This window comes from Paraburkholderia sp. A3BS-1L (assembly GCF_051125215.1).
Taxonomy (GTDB): Bacteria; Pseudomonadota; Gammaproteobacteria; order Burkholderiales; family Burkholderiaceae; genus Paraburkholderia.
Map to the genome: position 1 here is coordinate 344581 of NZ_CP120446.1, position 15900 is coordinate 360480.

General features: G+C 62.6%; 14 protein-coding genes. All 14 read left to right on the forward strand.

What is annotated here, in order from left to right; all coding sequences use genetic code 11:
• Positions 1–46: 46 nt before the first annotated feature.
• The 14 genes from P5W99_RS37125 to P5W99_RS37190 all read left to right on the forward strand — a co-directional run bounded on the left by P5W99_RS37125 (position 47) and on the right by P5W99_RS37190 (position 15853).
• Complete coding sequence (locus P5W99_RS37125; protein ID WP_434668270.1) at positions 47–1717, forward strand: GMC family oxidoreductase; 1671 nt, start codon at positions 47–49, stop codon at positions 1715–1717.
• A gap of 118 nt (positions 1718–1835) precedes the next feature.
• Entirely contained in the window at positions 1836–2915 is a 1080-nt protein-coding gene (locus tag P5W99_RS37130; protein ID WP_434668272.1) for a sugar ABC transporter substrate-binding protein, read from the forward strand.
• A complete protein-coding gene (locus P5W99_RS37135; protein WP_434668275.1) occupies positions 2912–3931 on the forward strand; it encodes an ABC transporter permease in 1020 nt (339 codons plus the stop codon). The genes P5W99_RS37130 and P5W99_RS37135 overlap by 4 nt, the downstream gene beginning before the upstream one ends.
• A gap of 17 nt (positions 3932–3948) precedes the next feature.
• Positions 3949–5448 carry a sugar ABC transporter ATP-binding protein gene (locus P5W99_RS37140; RefSeq protein WP_434668278.1) on the forward strand — a complete coding sequence of 500 codons (1500 nt, stop codon included), beginning with the start codon at positions 3949–3951 and terminating at the stop codon, positions 5446–5448.
• A 7-nt stretch (positions 5449–5455) separates the two neighbouring features.
• On the forward strand, positions 5456–6415 hold the full coding sequence (locus P5W99_RS37145) for an ABC transporter permease (RefSeq protein WP_434668281.1): 960 nt from the start codon (positions 5456–5458) through the stop codon (positions 6413–6415).
• A 50-nt stretch (positions 6416–6465) separates the two neighbouring features.
• The gene (locus P5W99_RS37150) at positions 6466–7215 is read left to right on the forward strand and encodes an electron transfer flavoprotein subunit beta/FixA family protein (protein WP_434668284.1); all 750 of its coding nucleotides are present in this window, start codon (positions 6466–6468) and stop codon (positions 7213–7215) included.
• Positions 7216–7229: 14 nt separating this feature from the next.
• Positions 7230–8162: an electron transfer flavoprotein subunit alpha/FixB family protein gene (locus tag P5W99_RS37155; protein ID WP_434668287.1), complete on the forward strand. Its 933-nt coding sequence runs from the start codon at positions 7230–7232 to the stop codon at positions 8160–8162.
• 24 nt (positions 8163–8186) lie between these two features.
• Positions 8187–9209 carry a Gfo/Idh/MocA family protein gene (locus P5W99_RS37160; RefSeq protein WP_434668289.1) on the forward strand — a complete coding sequence of 341 codons (1023 nt, stop codon included), beginning with the start codon at positions 8187–8189 and terminating at the stop codon, positions 9207–9209.
• Positions 9190–10041 carry a shikimate dehydrogenase family protein gene (locus P5W99_RS37165; protein WP_434668292.1) on the forward strand — a complete coding sequence of 284 codons (852 nt, stop codon included), beginning with the start codon at positions 9190–9192 and terminating at the stop codon, positions 10039–10041. Before P5W99_RS37160 ends, P5W99_RS37165 begins: the two co-directional genes overlap by 20 nt.
• A 130-nt stretch (positions 10042–10171) precedes the next feature.
• Positions 10172–11188, forward strand: a complete 1017-nt coding sequence (locus P5W99_RS37170) for an aldo/keto reductase (RefSeq protein ID WP_434668294.1) — start codon at positions 10172–10174, stop codon at positions 11186–11188.
• Positions 11189–11315: 127 nt separating this feature from the next.
• The gene (locus P5W99_RS37175; protein ID WP_434668296.1) at positions 11316–12338 is read left to right on the forward strand and encodes a zinc-dependent alcohol dehydrogenase; all 1023 of its coding nucleotides are present in this window, start codon (positions 11316–11318) and stop codon (positions 12336–12338) included.
• A gap of 75 nt (positions 12339–12413) precedes the next feature.
• Positions 12414–13895 carry a sugar ABC transporter ATP-binding protein gene (locus tag P5W99_RS37180; protein ID WP_434668299.1) on the forward strand — a complete coding sequence of 494 codons (1482 nt, stop codon included), beginning with the start codon at positions 12414–12416 and terminating at the stop codon, positions 13893–13895.
• Between the two features lie 3 nt (positions 13896–13898).
• The gene (locus P5W99_RS37185) at positions 13899–14891 is read left to right on the forward strand and encodes an ABC transporter permease (protein WP_434668301.1); all 993 of its coding nucleotides are present in this window, start codon (positions 13899–13901) and stop codon (positions 14889–14891) included.
• Between the two features lie 44 nt (positions 14892–14935).
• Positions 14936–15853, forward strand: a complete 918-nt coding sequence (locus P5W99_RS37190; RefSeq protein ID WP_434668304.1) for a substrate-binding domain-containing protein — start codon at positions 14936–14938, stop codon at positions 15851–15853.
• Positions 15854–15900: the final 47 nt, after the last annotated feature.

The following is a 15900-nucleotide window of genomic DNA, read 5'->3' on the forward strand; positions in this document are numbered from 1 at the left end:
TGCCATACGCAGCGTATGACAGCAGAACAGAGTATCGGAGACAGCAATGTATGACTATGTGATCGTGGGTGGTGGCGCGGCGGGTTGCGCACTGGCGGCGCGTCTGAGCGAGGACGCCAGCAGCCGGGTGCTGCTGCTCGAGGCAGGCCCCGCCGACACCGACCCCTACATCCATATGCCGGTAGGGTTCTTCAAAATGACGGGCGGTCCGTTGACCTGGGGTTATCGTACCGTGGCGGCGACGGAAACACAGCGGCGGCAGATTCCTTTCGCGCAGGGCCGCGTGCTCGGCGGCGGCGGCTCGATCAATGCGATGGTCTATACGCGCGGCCAGCCCGCCGACTATGACGGCTGGGAGCGCGACGGTTGCACGGGCTGGGGGTTTCGCGACGGAGTCCTGCCGTACCTGCGGCGCATGGAAGACAACGAGCGCCTGTGCAACGAGTATCACGGTGTGGGTGGCCCGCTCGGGGTCTCCGATCTCATCAGCGTCAACGAGCTCACCAAGGCCTTCGTGATCGCCGGTCAGGAAGCCGGCCTGCCCTACAACAGCGACTTCAATGGCCCACGGCAGGAAGGCGTCGGCGTCTATCAGGTGACCCAGCGCAACGGCAGGCGCTGCAGTGCGGCAGTGGGTTATCTGCGCGATGCACGCACGCGGCCCAATCTCACAATCCGCACGGACTGCCTGGTTTCGCGCATCGTGATCGAAAACGGGCGCGCAACGGGTGTCGAATTCGCGCCGCGTGGCCAGCGCGCCAACGTGACGATCGCGCGCGCCGAACGTGAAGTGATCGTGACTGCTGGCGCCATCGGTTCGCCGAAGCTGCTGATGCTTTCCGGCATTGGCCGTCCCGACGATCTGGAGCGCGCGGGCGTGAAGCCCGTGCATGCACTGAACGGAGTCGGCCAGAATCTGCAGGATCACTTCGATATCGATATCGTCTACGAGCTCAACGGCCCTTACAGCCTCGACAAGTATGCGAAGAAGCACATGATGCTGCTCGCGGGACTCGAGTACAAACTGTTCAACAAGGGGCCGGTGACGTCAAACATCGCCGAAGGTGGCGCGTTCTGGTATTCCGATAGCAGCGTGCCGACTCCCGACCTCCAGTTCCATTTTCTGCCGGGTGCGGGTGTCGAGGCCGGTGTGCCCCCTGTGCCGTCGGGTTCGGGCTGCACGCTCAATTCCTATTTCCTGCGCCCGCGCAGCCGCGGCAGCGTTGCGCTGCACAGCGCAGACCCGGCCGATGCGCCGATCATCGATCCGGCCTACATCCGTGATCCGTACGACCTGAAGGTGGCGGTCGAGGGGGTGCGCCAGAGCCGCGAAATCATGAGCCAGAACGCCTTGCGCAAGTACATCAAGTGCGAGCACTTCCCGGGTGGTCAGGTCCGTTCGCAGGCCGAGTATGAGGCCTACGCGCAGCAGTATGGACGCACGGGGTATCACCCGGTCGGTACCTGCAAGATGGGCGTCGATGACCAGTCTGTCGTGGATCCGCAATTGCGCGTGTACGGCATCGAGGGCCTGCGTGTCGCGGATTCGTCGGTGATGCCGCGTATCGTCAGTTCGAACACGAACGCGCCCACGCTGATGATTGCCGAAAAGGCCGCGGACCTGATTCGCGGCCTCGCGGCGCAGCCGGTGCGCGTGTCCGGATGTCTCGCAGCCATGTCGGGCAGCGCGGCAACCCATGAGGCTGCCGCAGCCTGACCCCGGGTCGCGAGGCTGGCAAGGGAGGGTGTCGCAAGACATCTTCCAGGCATTCTGTAAATATCCAGTTATTTATTAACGACCCTGATTGCAGGGTGCTTTGCTCGGAGGAGACATCATGTCCACAGAAGATCAGCGCGCAGGCGTGTCACGCCGCGATTTCATCAAGCTGGGTGCAGGGGCAGCATTCGCCCTGGCAGGCAGTGGCATGTCAGGCCTGTCGTTCGGCGCGGGACAGACCACGCTGGCCTGCTCGTTCCGTTCGTTGACCAATCCGTACTACACCGCCTTCAACAGGGGCGCGCAGGACTTTGCGAAGAGCGTCGGACTGCCGTATGTGCCGCTGACCACCGAAGGCAGTTCGGAAAAGGGCATCGCGGACATTCGCGCGCTGCTGCAGAAGACCGGGGGCAACCTTGTCCTCAACGTCGACCCGAACGATTCGGCGGACGCACGCGTCATCGTCGAGACGTGTGCCAAGGCTGGCGCGTTCGTGACCACGATCTGGAACAAGCCGAAGGATCTTCATCCGTGGGACGTCAACCCGAACTACGTGGCGCACCTGTCGTTCGACGGTGTGGCCTACGGCGAGGCCACGGCGACTGAACTGTTCAAGGCCATGGGTGGCAAGGGCGGTGTTGTGGCGCTTGGCGGCATTTTCAGCAATGTGCCGGCGATTGAACGCAAGGCCGGTCTGATGGCCGCGCTCAAGAAGTTCCCGGGCATCCAGTTGCTGGACTTCCAGGTCGCCGACTGGGATTCGCAAAAGGCCTTCCCGATCATGCAGGCGTGGCTTACGCGTTTCAACTCGAAGGTCAAGGGCGTATGGGCGGCGAACGACGACATGGCGCTCGGCGCGATCGAAGCGCTTCGCGCAGAGGGACTCGCCGGCCAGTTGCCGGTTTCCGGAATGGATGGCACCACGCCCGGGCTTGCGGCCGTCAAAGTGGGCGAACTCGTCACGACTGTGGACTGGGATCCGTACTGGCTCGGCGGCATTGGCCTGTCGATGGGGCTGCAGACGAAAGAGAAGAAGGTCAATGTCGCAGCCCTGCCGAAGGACCGGCGTGAGTCGTTCTGCAAGGCGACGCTCGTAACGAAGTCCAACGTGCAGAGCGTCATGGCTCGCGAGAAGGATCCGAGCGCCGACTGGAACAACCTCTATGCCCGCGTGGCGGGATCCGTGGTGTATCGATGAACAAGCTCACTGCAGCGCCCACCCGGCAGGCCATCCATACAACAACCCCGGGCACCTCGTCCGTTTCGATGCACACGCTGGTGCGGCAGTTCTCGCCGCTGCTGGTTCTCGTGGCGCTCGGCGTTTGCATCGGCACGCTCAATCACGACTTCTTCGACCCGATGAACCTGGCGCGCGTCGCGATTGCCGCAGCGATTCCGCTCACCATCGCACTGGGCGGCACCTTCGTCATTCAGCTCGGCAGCATCGACCTGTCGGCGGAGGGTATCGTTGCGGTTGCCGCGATTACGGTGTCGATGCTCGTCGAGAACTCGTACAACGACAACCATTTCGGGCTGTGGGTGCTGGGGGTGGCTGTCGCTGCCGGTGTCGTGCTGGGCCTCGCCAATGGCGTGCTGCATGTGTTCCTGCGCATTCCGTCGTTCATCACCACGCTGGCGGTGGGCTTTGTCGCGTCGGGGATCGGCACGGCATGGCTGTCGGGCAACACGATCCGGGTCAGCGACACGGCCCTGCGCTCGATCGCGATTACGCGCTATCTCGGCCTCCCGCTGTCTGTGTGGATCGCGGTACTGGCGCTTGCCGTCGCATGGTTTATCTACCGCCATACGCTGCTTGGCCGTCACACTCTGGCCATCGGTGGCGGAGAGGACCTTGCCCGCCTGAGCGGCGTGAAGGTCAGGCAGGTGCGCATTGCCGTGTTCGCGCTGGCCGGCGCCTTCTATGGCGTGGCGGGCATTCTCGCCGTTGCGCAATATGGCCAGGGCCATGCACTCATCGCCAGCGGGCAATTGTTTGTCGCCATTACCGCGATCGTCGTGGGTGGAACCTCGCTCGCCGGCGGCAACGGCAGTCCGCTGAATACGCTCGTCGGTACCCTCATCGCCGTCGTTCTCGCCAATGGCATGGTGTTGCTTGGCGTGCCGCCCTATGTGCAACAGGGCATGCAGGGGCTACTGATCATCGTTGCGGTGACGCTGGCACTCAATCGCTCGCGTCGGCACATCGTCAAGTAAGCGGCGGGAGAATAGACATGCTGACACTCAAGAACGTTACCAAGCGCTTTCCGGGCGTGCTCGCCCTGAACGACGTCACCATCGAAATCAGGCCGAATGAAATCGTCGGCCTGATCGGCGAGAACGGCGCGGGCAAGTCCACACTCATGAAGCTGCTCACGGGCGCGTTCCGCCACGACAGTGGCGAGATCACGCTCAACGGCAAACCGCTGGTCATCCGCAATCCGCGCGACGCGACCTCGAAGGGTATCGCGATGGTCTATCAGGAGCAGTCGATCCTGCCGAACCTGACCGTGGCGGAGAACCTGTTCCTGGGGCGCGAAGAGGAGTTCGTCACGTTCGGACGGCTGAACTGGGCAAAGCTCAAGCGCGCGGCGCTCAAGGAGCTTGCCACGGTGCATCTGGACGTCGACCCCCTGGCTTTGTGCGAGGACCTGTCGTTCGGCCAGCGCCAGATGGTGGAGCTCGCGAGAGCCCTTTCTCTCGCGAGCCGGACCGGTGGCACGCCGGTCATTCTGCTCGACGAGCCCACCTCGGTGCTCGAGGCCGCGGAGATCGAAATCCTGTTCCGGCTCGTGAGCGAACTCAAGTCGCGCGCGTCGTTCGTGTTCGTGTCGCACCGGCTCGACGAACTGCTGACGCTCAGCGACCGGGTATATGTGATGAAGGATGGCAAGGTGGTCGCCGAAATGCCGGCCGGTACCGCTTCGGTGACGAAACTCCACGAATTGATGGTGGGCCGTTCACTGCACGGTGAGTACTACCGCGAGAACCTGCAAAAGCCCTGTCGCGACGAGGTGGCCTTGTCGGTGAGCCACGCCTCGCTGGGACATTCTCTGAACGACGTGTCGTTCGAGGTGTTCCGCGGCGAGGTGTTCGGCGTGGCGGGCGTGGTCGGATCAGGGCGCGAGGAACTGTGCCGGGTGATCGCGGGGCTCGAAAAGCTCGACGCCGGCGAAGTGAGAGTGGGCACGACCCGTCTCAGGCCGCAGGCGAATCATGCCGTCGCCCTGGGTGTCGGATACGTTCCGCGTGAGCGAAAGGTCGAAGGCCTCGTGACCCAGATGAGCGTGGCGCAAAACCTGACGTTGCCGCGTCTGGGTGCCGTCAGCCGTGCTGGCGTGGTGAAGAAGGCAAGCGAACGCGCGCTTGCCAACGAATGGATCCAGCGTCTGCATATCAAGACGCCTGGCCCCGACGCATCCTGCCGCAACCTCTCAGGTGGCAATCAGCAAAAGGTCGTGCTCGCGAAATGGCGTTTCGCGGGCAGCCAGATCCTCGTGCTCGATCATCCGACGCGAGGGCTCGACGTGGGAGCGAAGGAGGAGGTCTATCAGCTCATTCGCGAACTGACGGCGGAGGGTGTCGCCGTTGTGCTGACCGGCGACACGCTCGAAGAGATCCTTGGCCTCAGTCATCGCGTGATGGTGATGCGCGACGGTCGGGCGCAAACGATCCTGCCGTGCGAGGTCGGACACAAGCCCTCGCAGGTTGAAATTGTCGAACACATGGTCTGAGGTCAACATGTCATTCCTGAACGCTCCCCTCAAGGCGAGACTCGGCGAAAACGCCCCCTTTATCGCCCTCATTGCGCTTTATCTGCTGATCGAGATCGCGCAGCATGGTTTTCTTGCGCCATCGACGCAGCTTGGCTTGCTGGCCGACAGCTCCACATTATTCATCATGGCGGCCGGCACGACCTTCGTCGTGCTGCTCGGCAGCATCGACCTGTCATTGCAGGCGGTGGCGTCGCTCTCGAGCGTGATCGTCGCGATGCTGTTGCCGCGTTATGGCGCGCTGGCCGCGGTTGTCGCGCTTGCGGCATCGTTTAGCGTCGGCCTGCTGAGCGGCGTACTCCAGACCATGCTTCGGATTCCTTCATTCATCGCGACGCTCGCGGTGGGCGGGATCGCATCGGCCGCTGCGCTGGCGCTCTCGGGCACGCGCTCGATCGGGATCAGCGACGAGATGCGCAACGCCTCACTCGGCTGGACCACAGGGTCTTCATTCGGTATTCCGCACGAGATCCTGCTCGGCATTGCAGTGTTCGCATTCTGCGTGTTCCTGCATCGCTCGACGGTCTTCGGGCGGCATACCGATGCGATCGGCGCTGGGGAACCCGCTGCAATCGCGTCGGGCCTTCGCGTGTCGGTGACCAAATGTCTCGTGTTCGCGACATCGTCGTTCTTTGCCGGTCTGGCTGGGGTGGTGATGGCCGGGCGGTTGGGGAGTGGTTCGCCCACGCTCGCCGATCAGTTCCTGCTCCCGGCAATAGCCGCGGTGATCGTCGGCGGGACGGCGCTCACGGGTGGTTCGGGCGGCATCGCCCGGACGCTGGTCGGCGCGTTGCTGGTGTCGGTCGCACGGGTCGGCATGACCTTTGTCGGTATCAGCGTGTTTGCGCAGCAGATCGTGTTTGGGCTGATCCTGATCGTCGCGGTGACCGTGGCCTTTGACCGCTCGAAGGTGCTGGTCGTCAAGTGAGTTCTGGTCTGCTGGTGTTGAGCAGGTTTTATTGAGGGAGTGGTTTGCACATGAAAGTCGTGGTGCCAGTCAAGCGCGTAGTCGATTACAACGTCAAGGTTCGTGTGAAGTCGGATGGCACGGGTGTCGACATCGCTAACGTGAAAATGTCGATGAACCCGTTCGACGAGATCGCTGTTGAAGAGGCAGTTCGTCTGAAGGAAGCCGGTGTGGCGACGGAAGTCATCGCCGTGTCCGCCGGTGTCGCGCAGGCGCAGGAAACGCTGCGCACGGCGCTCGCGATCGGCGCGGACCGCGCGATCCTCGTCGAGTCGAATGAAGACCTCCAGCCGCTGGCTGTCGCGAAGCTTTTGAAAGCGCTCGTCGACAAGGAACAGCCGCAACTGGTGATCCTCGGCAAGCAGGCCATCGACGACGATTCGAACCAGACCGGCCAGATGCTCGCCGCGCTGGCGAACGTGCCGCAAGCGACCTTCGCTTCGAAGATTACCGTCGCTGATGGCAAGGCCACCGTTGCGCGTGAAGTCGATGGTGGCGCGGAAACGCTGTCGCTGAAGCTGCCCGCCGTGGTTACGACGGATCTGCGCCTGAACGAGCCGCGCTACGTCACGCTGCCGAACATCATGAAGGCGAAGAAGAAGCCGCTGGAAACGGTCAAGCCCGAAGACCTCGGTGTCGATGTAGCGCCGCGTCTGAAGACCCTGAAGGTTGCCGAGCCGCCCAGGCGCAGCGCAGGCGTGAAGGTCGCCGACGTGAAGACGCTGGTCGAGAAGCTGAAGACCGAAGCCAAGGTGCTGTGAGGAGCGAAAGAGAAATGACGAATCTGGTTATTGCCGAACACGACAACGCAACCATCAAGGCTGCGACGCTGAACACCGTGGCTGCCGCGCAGAAGATCGGCGGCGACGTGCACGTGCTGGTTGCGGGTCACAACGCGCAAGCTGCTGCTGACGCAGCCGCGAAGATCGCCGGCGTGGCGAAGGTGCTGCTGGCCGACGCGCCGCAACTCGAAGTGGGTCTTGCTGAGAACGTCGAAGCGACGGTCCTGAGCATCGCGAAGAACTACACGCACATCCTCGCGCCGGCAACGGCAGCGGGCAAAAATGTCACGCCGCGCATCGCCGCGAAGCTGGACGTCGCGCAGATCTCGGACATCACGGCAGTGGACTCGCCGGACACGTTCGAGCGCCCGATCTACGCCGGCAACGCCATTGCAACGGTGCAGTCGGCTGACCCGGTCAAGGTGATCACGGTCCGTACGACTGCGTTTGATGCGGTTGCGGACGAAGGCGGCAGCGCAGCGGTGGAGAAGCTCGAAGCGGCAGCGGACAGCGGTCTCTCGCAATTCGTCGGCCGTGAAGTCACGAAGCTCGACCGTCCGGAACTCACGAGCGCGAAGATCATTGTCTCGGGTGGCCGGGGTCTCGGCAGCGGCGAGAACTACACGAAGGTTCTGGAACCGCTCGCGGACAAGCTCAACGCCGCACTCGGCGCCTCGCGCGCAGCAGTGGACGCAGGCTATGTGCCCAACGATTATCAGGTCGGCCAGACCGGCAAGATCGTTGCGCCGCAACTGTACGTCGCGGTGGGCATCTCGGGCGCGATCCAGCACCTGGCAGGCATGAAGGACTCGAAGGTGATCGTGGCGATCAACAAGGACGAAGAAGCGCCGATCTTCAGCGTGGCCGATTACAGCCTGACCCAGGATCTCTTCCAGGCTGTTCCGGAACTCACTGAGTTGATCTGAACAAGTCTTCCCTGGAACAGCCCAATGCATAAAACCCGGATTGCGATTGTCGGAGCCGGTCTGGCCGCTACGCCTCACGCACTTGCCCTGAACGAACTGCGTGACGAGGTGGAGGTTGTTGGTGTCGTCGGTCGTTCGCGCGAGCGGCTGGAGCGGTTCGCCGGCGCCCACGGCTTGCCGGTTGGCGAGTCCTTCGCCGCAGTGCTGAAGGATCCACGGATCGATGCCGTCCTGGTGCTGACACCCCCGCATACGCATCTTGAGCTCGTTGAGCAGGCGGCTGCTCTGGGCAAGCACATGCTGCTCGAGAAACCCCTCGACATATCGATCCCGCGCGCAAAACAGGTGGTCGAGGCTTGCCGGACCGCCCGGGTGCAACTTGGCGTGGTGTTCCAGAACCGCTTTCGTCCCGCTGTACAGCGGCTCGCTACGCTGGTGAAGTCCGGTGCGCTCGGGCGGCTGGCCTATGCCAGCGTGGATATGCGGTGGTGGCGCCCCCAGTCCTACTACGATGAACCCGGCCGCGGCACTTATGCCAGGGACGGCGGCGGGGTGCTGATGACGCAGGCGATTCACGCTCTCGACATCCTGATCTGGCTGGCCGGAGATGTTTCATCGGTGACCGCCGCAACCACGACGACCGCATTGCATTCAATGGAGTCGGAGGACTTCGCAAGTGCCGCGCTGACCTTCGAAAGCGGCGCTGCCGGTCACGTGCTCGCGACGACAGCGGCTTTTCCGGGCTTTCCTGAGCGTACCGAAGTCGTTGGCAGGTATGGTACGGCGGTACTCGAAGGCGGCCATCTGCGCGTGTACTTCCAGGATGGGCGTACCGAGGAATTTCGGGATCCATCTTCCTCCGGCTTTGGTGCAAAACCGATGGATTTTTCCCATACCGCACATCGCGATCTGCTGAAGGACTTTTTTGCAGCCATCCGCGAGGATCGCACGCCACTGGTGACTGGGGACGACGCGCTGCGTGTGCAGCGTCTGATCGAACGCATGACGACTTGCACGGAGGCGACTGATGACGCACGTCGACGGTGAAACACGGGTGGTCGCGATACTGGGTGATCCCATCGCGCAGGCAAAATCGCCAGAACTCTTCAATGCATTGTTCCAGCGACGTCGGATCAACGCGGTGCTCGTGCCGTTTCATGTGCCGGCATCAAACCTGGACACTCTCTTCGAAGGGCTACGCGCCGTGGCCAACCTGGCCGGCGTAGTTGTTACGGTGCCGCATAAAGTCCAGGCGGCTGCCTTTGCAGCGCATTTGTCGGATGAGGCGCGACAGACCGGGGCCGTCAACTGCCTGCGCCGGGAGGCGGATGGCTCATGGACTGGCGCGATGTTTGATGGCGTCGGATTCGTCAAGGGACTGCATGATCGCAAACACGCGACGCAGGGCAGGACGGCGTTGATCGTTGGCGCCGGTGGTGCCGGCGTGGCGGTTGCCCATGCCCTCGTCGACGCGGGCGTCGCGTCACTGGATCTTTTCGACAACAATGCCGCTTCCCTTCAGCGCCTCATCCGGGCGTTGCGCGCACGTAACAGCAGGACGGTGATCCGCGAAAGCGCGCCGCGCGCCAAGGCGATGCACGATCTTGTAGTCAATGCGACGCCTTGCGGGATGCGGGCAGGCGATCCACTGCCGGTCGACCTGTCTGACGCCGGCGCGCGGGCTGTCATCGCGGACCTGATCATGAAACCCGCAGAAACAGGCCTCCTGGCACTCGCAAAGGAGCGCGGCCTGGCTACGCATCCGGGACGTCATCTGCTCGAAAATTCGATCGAGGCGATGGCCGTGTTTCTGGGCCTCATGCCCCCGATGCCGTCACTTCAGGCTGTCGCGAACGATGAGTACGATGCGTCTGAATAAGACAGTCATTCCCCCGGGAAAACCCTCTTGATACGCAGTCGGCAGCGGTCTAATATCGCCATCAAGTAACTATCTGGTGCGTTACTTAATGGGGCGCGGCGAATAATCCAACTCACGGCAGGAGACAAGGATGGATCCGGTAGCAAAGCGTAAATGGCCGCGTTCGGGGCTCGATACGACGCTGATGGGCTTCGGCGCGGCACCGATCGGCAATATTTTCAGACCGATCACAGAAGAAGACTCAGCGGCGCTGATCAAGGCCGCGTGGGACGCCGGTGTGCGCTATTTCGACACCGCGCCCATGTACGGGCATGGGCTGAGCGAGGCACGCTGCGGGCAGGCGTTGCGCTGGTATCCGCGCGACCAGTACGTGCTGTCGACGAAAGTAGGGCGGCTTCTGAAGCCTCGCAAGCGTGCGGAAATCGACTTCACGCCATGGGTTGATGGCCTGCCGTTCGAGATGCGGTTCGACTACAGCTACGATGGCGCAATGCGTTCGATCGAGGACAGTCTGCAGCGGATGGCACTCGAGCATATCGATATCGCGCTGATCCACGACATCGACGCCTATACGCATGCCGGCCGACAGCCGGAGATGTTCGACGCGGCAATGTCGGGCGCGGCAAGGGCATTGCTGAAGCTGCGCGACGAAGGGGTCGTCAGGGCCGTGGGCGTGGGCGTCAACGAGTGGCAGGTCGCACACGAGGCCATCCGGCGCAACGACTTCGACTGCCTGCTGCTGGCCGGCCGCTACACGCTGCTCGAACAGGATGCACTCGACGGTTTCCTGCCGCTGTGTGAAGAGCGTCAGGTGTCGGTGATTCTCGGCGGTGGCTACAACAGCGGCATTCTCGCAACTGGCGCCGTGCCCGGTGCGAAATACAACTATGCGCCCGCGCCGGAAGACGTTCTCGAGCGCGTTCGCAGGATCGAGCAGGTGTGTCGCGAATACTCGGTCCCGCTCAAGGCGGCGGCGCTGCAGTTCGTTCTCGGCCATCCCGCCATTCCGACCAACATTCCCGGCGTGCGTTCCGTGGCGCAGCTCGAAGAGAACCTGCAGACTTTCCGGACAGACATTCCGGCAGCGTTCTGGGACGAACTGAAGCGTCAGCGGTTGATCCGGCAGGACGCGCCGACGCCCCGATAGCTGCATACCGCCGGCGGTATGCCGGCCCGCATTTCACTCTACGGCAGGTACCTTGCCCGCATGTCCGCCCTGGATCGCCAGGGCGGATGGTTGAGGTCGTCCCTGCGTTCTTGTCATGGAGAAAGTCATGAAGGCTGCTGTACTCGTCGCGCCGATGCAGTTCGAACTGCGTGACGTGCCGGTTCCCGAATGTGGTGTATCCGACGTCCTGATCAAGGTCGAGCGGTGTGGCATCTGCGGCACTGACCTGCATATCTATCACGGCAATTATTCGCTTGACCGGCTGCCGTTGATTCCGGGCCACGAGTTCTCCGGGACGATTGCCGAAATGGGTGCTGCGGTAAAAGGGTTGAGTATCGGTCAGCCTGTTACCGCCGACATCAATCTCGGCTGCCGCAGTTGCTTTTATTGCCGTAAGAACGAAATTCTCAATTGCACGCAGATGGTACAGCTCGGCATTCACGTGAACGGCGGCATGGCCGAATACGTGCGGGTGCCGGCTCATACGGTCGTGCCCCTGCCGGCCGCAATGCCCGTGGAGGAAGGGGCGATGGTTGAGCCGCTGTCATGCATCGTGCGGGCATTTCGCAAGAGCCACCTGCGCCTCGGCGAGAGCGTGCTGGTCATTGGCGCCGGGCCGATCGGGCAGATGCACATGCAACTGGCTCTGCGCGCAGGCGCCGCGCCGGTCATCGTCGCGGAGCCAAATGCCGAGCGCGCCCGGCTGGCGAAAGAGCTGGGTGCGGACATCGTTGTGTCCGACCCGGCGCAGGTTGAGGCCGCCGTGCGTGCCGCAACCGATGGCCGTGGCGTCGACGTCGCCATCGAAAGCGTCGGGCTGCCCGACCTTTACGAGCAGGCCTTCACACTGATCCGGCCCGGCGGCCGCGTGATTGCGTTTGGGCTTGCCAAACCAGGTCATACGTTCAGGATTGCTGCGCTCGATTTCGTGCTGCGCGAGCAGGGGGTGCAAGGAACCGTCGCGGGAATGGGTGACGACATGCACGAGGCGGCCACCCTGCTTGGCTACCGGCGCGTGGACGTTGCACCTTTTCTCACAACGATCTATCGGCTCGACGACGTGCAGGCGGCGTTCAAACGCCTGGCGGAGGACAGGAGCGTCCTGAAGATTCAGCTGCAGGTCGCGTGAGCGGCTGCAGCGGATCTGTGTAGCCCGAAACGGCCAGCATCAGCCGAACGGCGTATCGCGTAACAGAGGCACTCCATGAATGCTCTGGAAGTGAAGGGAATCAGCAAGACCTACCCGGGCGTGCGGGCCCTGGATCGTATCGAGTTCTCATGCAGCCGCGGATCGGTCCATGCACTGGTTGGTGAGAACGGGGCGGGCAAATCCACCTTGATCAAGATCCTGAGCGGCGCTACCGCGCCTGACGAAGGCGAACTGTTGCTCGATGGCGACCCGTACTCGCCGGGCTCGCCAAGCGAGGCGGTGACGGCCGGAGTTTCGACGATATATCAGGAGTTCAACCTGATCCCGGCCTTGAGCGTCACAGAAAACATTTTTCTGGGTCGCGAGCGGATCACCCGCGGGCTGCTCGATGGTGTGTCGATGCGCAGGGAGGCACAGGCACTGCTCGCGCGCATCGGTGCGCCGATCGACGTGCGCCGGCGTGTCGGTACGCTGTCGGTTGCGGAGCAGCAGCTCGTCGAGATCGCAAAGGCACTGGCCGTTTCGGCGCGGGTGCTGATCATGGACGAGCCGTCCGCCACGCTGTCGGATCACGAGCTGACGCTGCTCTACAACGTCGTTCGCACGCTTTCGCGCGATGGCGTCACGATTCTCTACGTGTCGCACCGCATGGATGAAATCTTCGATCTTTGCGATACCTGCACGATCATGAAAGACGGGCGATCGGTATGCACGCGCAAGGTGGCCGAGCTCGATCGTGCGTCCATGATCCGGTTGATGGTCGGTCGTGAGGTCGATACGCGCTTCCCCGACCGGCGCGACGTTGGCGGGAAAACCGGCATCGTGCTTGACGTGAAGGGGCTGCGGCTCGATCAGCGTGTACAGGACGTCTCGTTCAATGTTCGCGCGGGCGAGATTGTGGGCCTTGCAGGGCTTGTCGGCGCGGGGCGTACGGAGGTGGCCCGCGCGATCTTCGGACTGGATCCCATCGTGGCGGGCGAGATATCCCTTGCCGGACGCACGCATCGGCCCGCCACACCAGCACAGGCAATCGAGGCGGGTATCGCGCTCGTACCGGAAGACCGCAAGACGCAGGGACTCGTGCTCGGCCTCAGCATCCGCGAGAACGCAATACTGCCCACGCTCGCCGGAATTTGCCGTTTCGGCTTCGTCGACCGCCGTCAGGAACGGGACCGGGTGGCGTCCGTGTGCCAGCAACTGGCCGTTTCGGCATCGAGCGCTGAGGTGCCCGTTGGCACGTTGTCCGGCGGCAATCAGCAAAAGGTTGTGTTCGGCAAGTGGATGGCGCACGACTACACGCTGCTGATCCTCGACGAACCGACCCGTGGCGTCGACGTTGGCGCGAAGGTCGAGTTCTACCGGCTGATTGACGAGATTGCCCGCGCAGGCAAGGCGGTACTGCTGATTTCTTCGGAACTGCCGGAACTCCTTGGCATGGTCGACCGTATCGTCGCGCTGCGTGACGGGGTGGTCACCGGAGAAATTTCCGCGCACGACGCGACGGAAGAATCGGTCCTTCAGATGATAGCGAGATAATTCATGGCAATCGCAAAATCCCTTTCAGGTGCGCAGACAGACGGTCGCTTTTCAGGTGGTGCGTGGCGGCGCATTGAACTCATCCAGCGCTTCGGCATTTTCACCATCTTCCTGATCCTGTGTGTGATTGCAGCCGTCTCGTCTCCATATTTTCTCACTGCGGAAAACCTGTTGAATGTCGTGCGCCAGGTGTCCGTCGTCGGCCTGACATCGCTGGGCATGACGTTCGTAATCCTGACGGCAGGCATTGATCTGTCGGTAGGCTCCATTCTCGCGCTGACGACGCTTGCAGTCGCGGGCCTCAAGCCATACGGTCCATTCGTGTCGCTGGCAGGCGGAATGACGGTCGCGCTCGTGTGTGGATGGCTGAACGGGATCATTACCACACGGGGGCGTGTCCAGCCGTTCATTGTCACGCTTGGGATGATGACCGCGCTGGTTGGCGTGGGCCTCGCCTATTCCGGCGGAGAACCGGTTATTGGCGTGCCGCGGGCGCTTGCATGGATAGGGCGCGGCCGCCTCGCTGGCGTGCCGGTGCAGGCGCTGCTTTTCATCGTCATGGCGGTTGCGTCGGCGGTGATCCTGCGGATGACGCGTTATGGCCGGCATGTCTATGCGGTAGGCGGTAACGCCGAAGCGGCGCGTCTCTCCGGCGTGCCGGTCGACAGGGTCTGCGTGATCGCCTATTGCCTGTCGGGTCTCTTCGCCGGCCTGGGTGGTCTCGTGATGTCCACGCAGCTCAATATCGGGGAAGCGAATCTTGGCAAGGGGCTCGAACTGGATGCGATTGCCGCGGTAGTGGTCGGTGGCACCAGTCTTTCGGGCGGGGTCGGGGGCATAGGCGGAACGATTGTCGGCGTCCTTCTGATTGGAGTGCTGAACAATCTGCTGAACCTGCTGAACATCCCGGCGTACACGCAACTGATCGTCAAGGGCGCAATCATCGTGGGCGCGGTGCTGATTCATGCGCAACTCAGTCGTTCAAAAGGCCGCTGACGCGGACAAAAATCAAGGAGACGTTTATGTTCAGGTTGAAACTCGTGCACGCCGCCGCGGTGGCGCTCATGCTCGGCAGCGCCGCGAGCGCATTCGCAGTCGAGACGATTGGCCTCTCGCAGGAAAGTCTCGATCATCCGTGGCTCGCCACGCAGCGCAAGCAGATTGAGGACGCGGCGAGCAAGGCTGGCATACGGGTGCTGGCAACCGATGGCCAGGGCAATGTGGCGACGCAGATCGCAGGGATTGAGGATCTCGAATCCAAAGGGATCAAGCTTCTGATGGTACAGGCGGGCAAGGCGGAAGGGTTGCGTCAGGAGCTTGCCTCGCTGAAGGAACAGCGGATTCCCTACATGTTCGTGGGCAAGCCGATCGACAACGCCGGGGCGATCACGATGGTGTCCGGAGATAACCGTGCGCTTGGTGCGGACGCAGGGCGTTTCATTGTCGACACGCTGATGCAGAAGAATGGCAAACCGTCCGGCAACATCGTGATCCTGGAAGGTATTCCGGGTGACGAGACCTCAGTGAACCGGATCGGCGGGCTGACCTCGGTGACCGACAGGTACTCGGGCATCAAGGTAGTGGCGCGACAGCCCGGCGATTATCGACGTCCGAAGGCGTATGCAGTGATGCAGAACATCCTGCAGGCACATCCACCGGGTACGGTAGATCTGGTGTTCGCGGCGAACGGCGAGATGGCGCTGGGGGCTATCCAGGCAATCAAGGAAAGCGGTCGCACGAAGGAGATCAAGGTGCTGGGGATCGATGGCCAGAAGGAAGAGTTCGATGCCATTCGGGCTGGCGACGAATTGGCGACCTGGTTGTATCCCCCCGCTGGTACGGAAGGCATGGCAATCGCGCTCAAGGTCCTGAAGGGGGAGAAGGTACCTCCAAAGGTAGTGTTGCCGACAGTGCGCGTCACGAAGGACAACGTCAATCAGGTCACGCCCGCATTCTGATCGCTCACGGCGCTCGGGGCGTTCGTTTCGCGGAGAGACGAACCGTC

Bases quoted from the DNA above. Each gene is read 5' to 3' on its own strand.
- P5W99_RS37125 (WP_434668270.1), top strand. From the start codon at position 47: ATGTATGACTATGTGATCGTGGGTGGTGGCGCGGCGGGTTGCGCACTG.
- P5W99_RS37130 (WP_434668272.1), top strand. From the start codon at position 1,836: ATGTCCACAGAAGATCAGCGCGCAGGCGTGTCACGCCGCGATTTCATC.
- P5W99_RS37135 (WP_434668275.1), top strand. From the start codon at position 2,912: ATGAACAAGCTCACTGCAGCGCCCACCCGGCAGGCCATCCATACAACA.
- P5W99_RS37140 (WP_434668278.1), top strand. From the start codon at position 3,949: ATGCTGACACTCAAGAACGTTACCAAGCGCTTTCCGGGCGTGCTCGCC.
- P5W99_RS37145 (WP_434668281.1), top strand. From the start codon at position 5,456: ATGTCATTCCTGAACGCTCCCCTCAAGGCGAGACTCGGCGAAAACGCC.
- P5W99_RS37150 (WP_434668284.1), top strand. From the start codon at position 6,466: ATGAAAGTCGTGGTGCCAGTCAAGCGCGTAGTCGATTACAACGTCAAG.
- P5W99_RS37155 (WP_434668287.1), top strand. From the start codon at position 7,230: ATGACGAATCTGGTTATTGCCGAACACGACAACGCAACCATCAAGGCT.
- P5W99_RS37160 (WP_434668289.1), top strand. From the start codon at position 8,187: ATGCATAAAACCCGGATTGCGATTGTCGGAGCCGGTCTGGCCGCTACG.
- P5W99_RS37165 (WP_434668292.1), top strand. From the start codon at position 9,190: ATGACGCACGTCGACGGTGAAACACGGGTGGTCGCGATACTGGGTGAT.
- P5W99_RS37170 (WP_434668294.1), top strand. From the start codon at position 10,172: ATGGATCCGGTAGCAAAGCGTAAATGGCCGCGTTCGGGGCTCGATACG.
- P5W99_RS37175 (WP_434668296.1), top strand. From the start codon at position 11,316: ATGAAGGCTGCTGTACTCGTCGCGCCGATGCAGTTCGAACTGCGTGAC.
- P5W99_RS37180 (WP_434668299.1), top strand. From the start codon at position 12,414: ATGAATGCTCTGGAAGTGAAGGGAATCAGCAAGACCTACCCGGGCGTG.
- P5W99_RS37185 (WP_434668301.1), top strand. From the start codon at position 13,899: ATGGCAATCGCAAAATCCCTTTCAGGTGCGCAGACAGACGGTCGCTTT.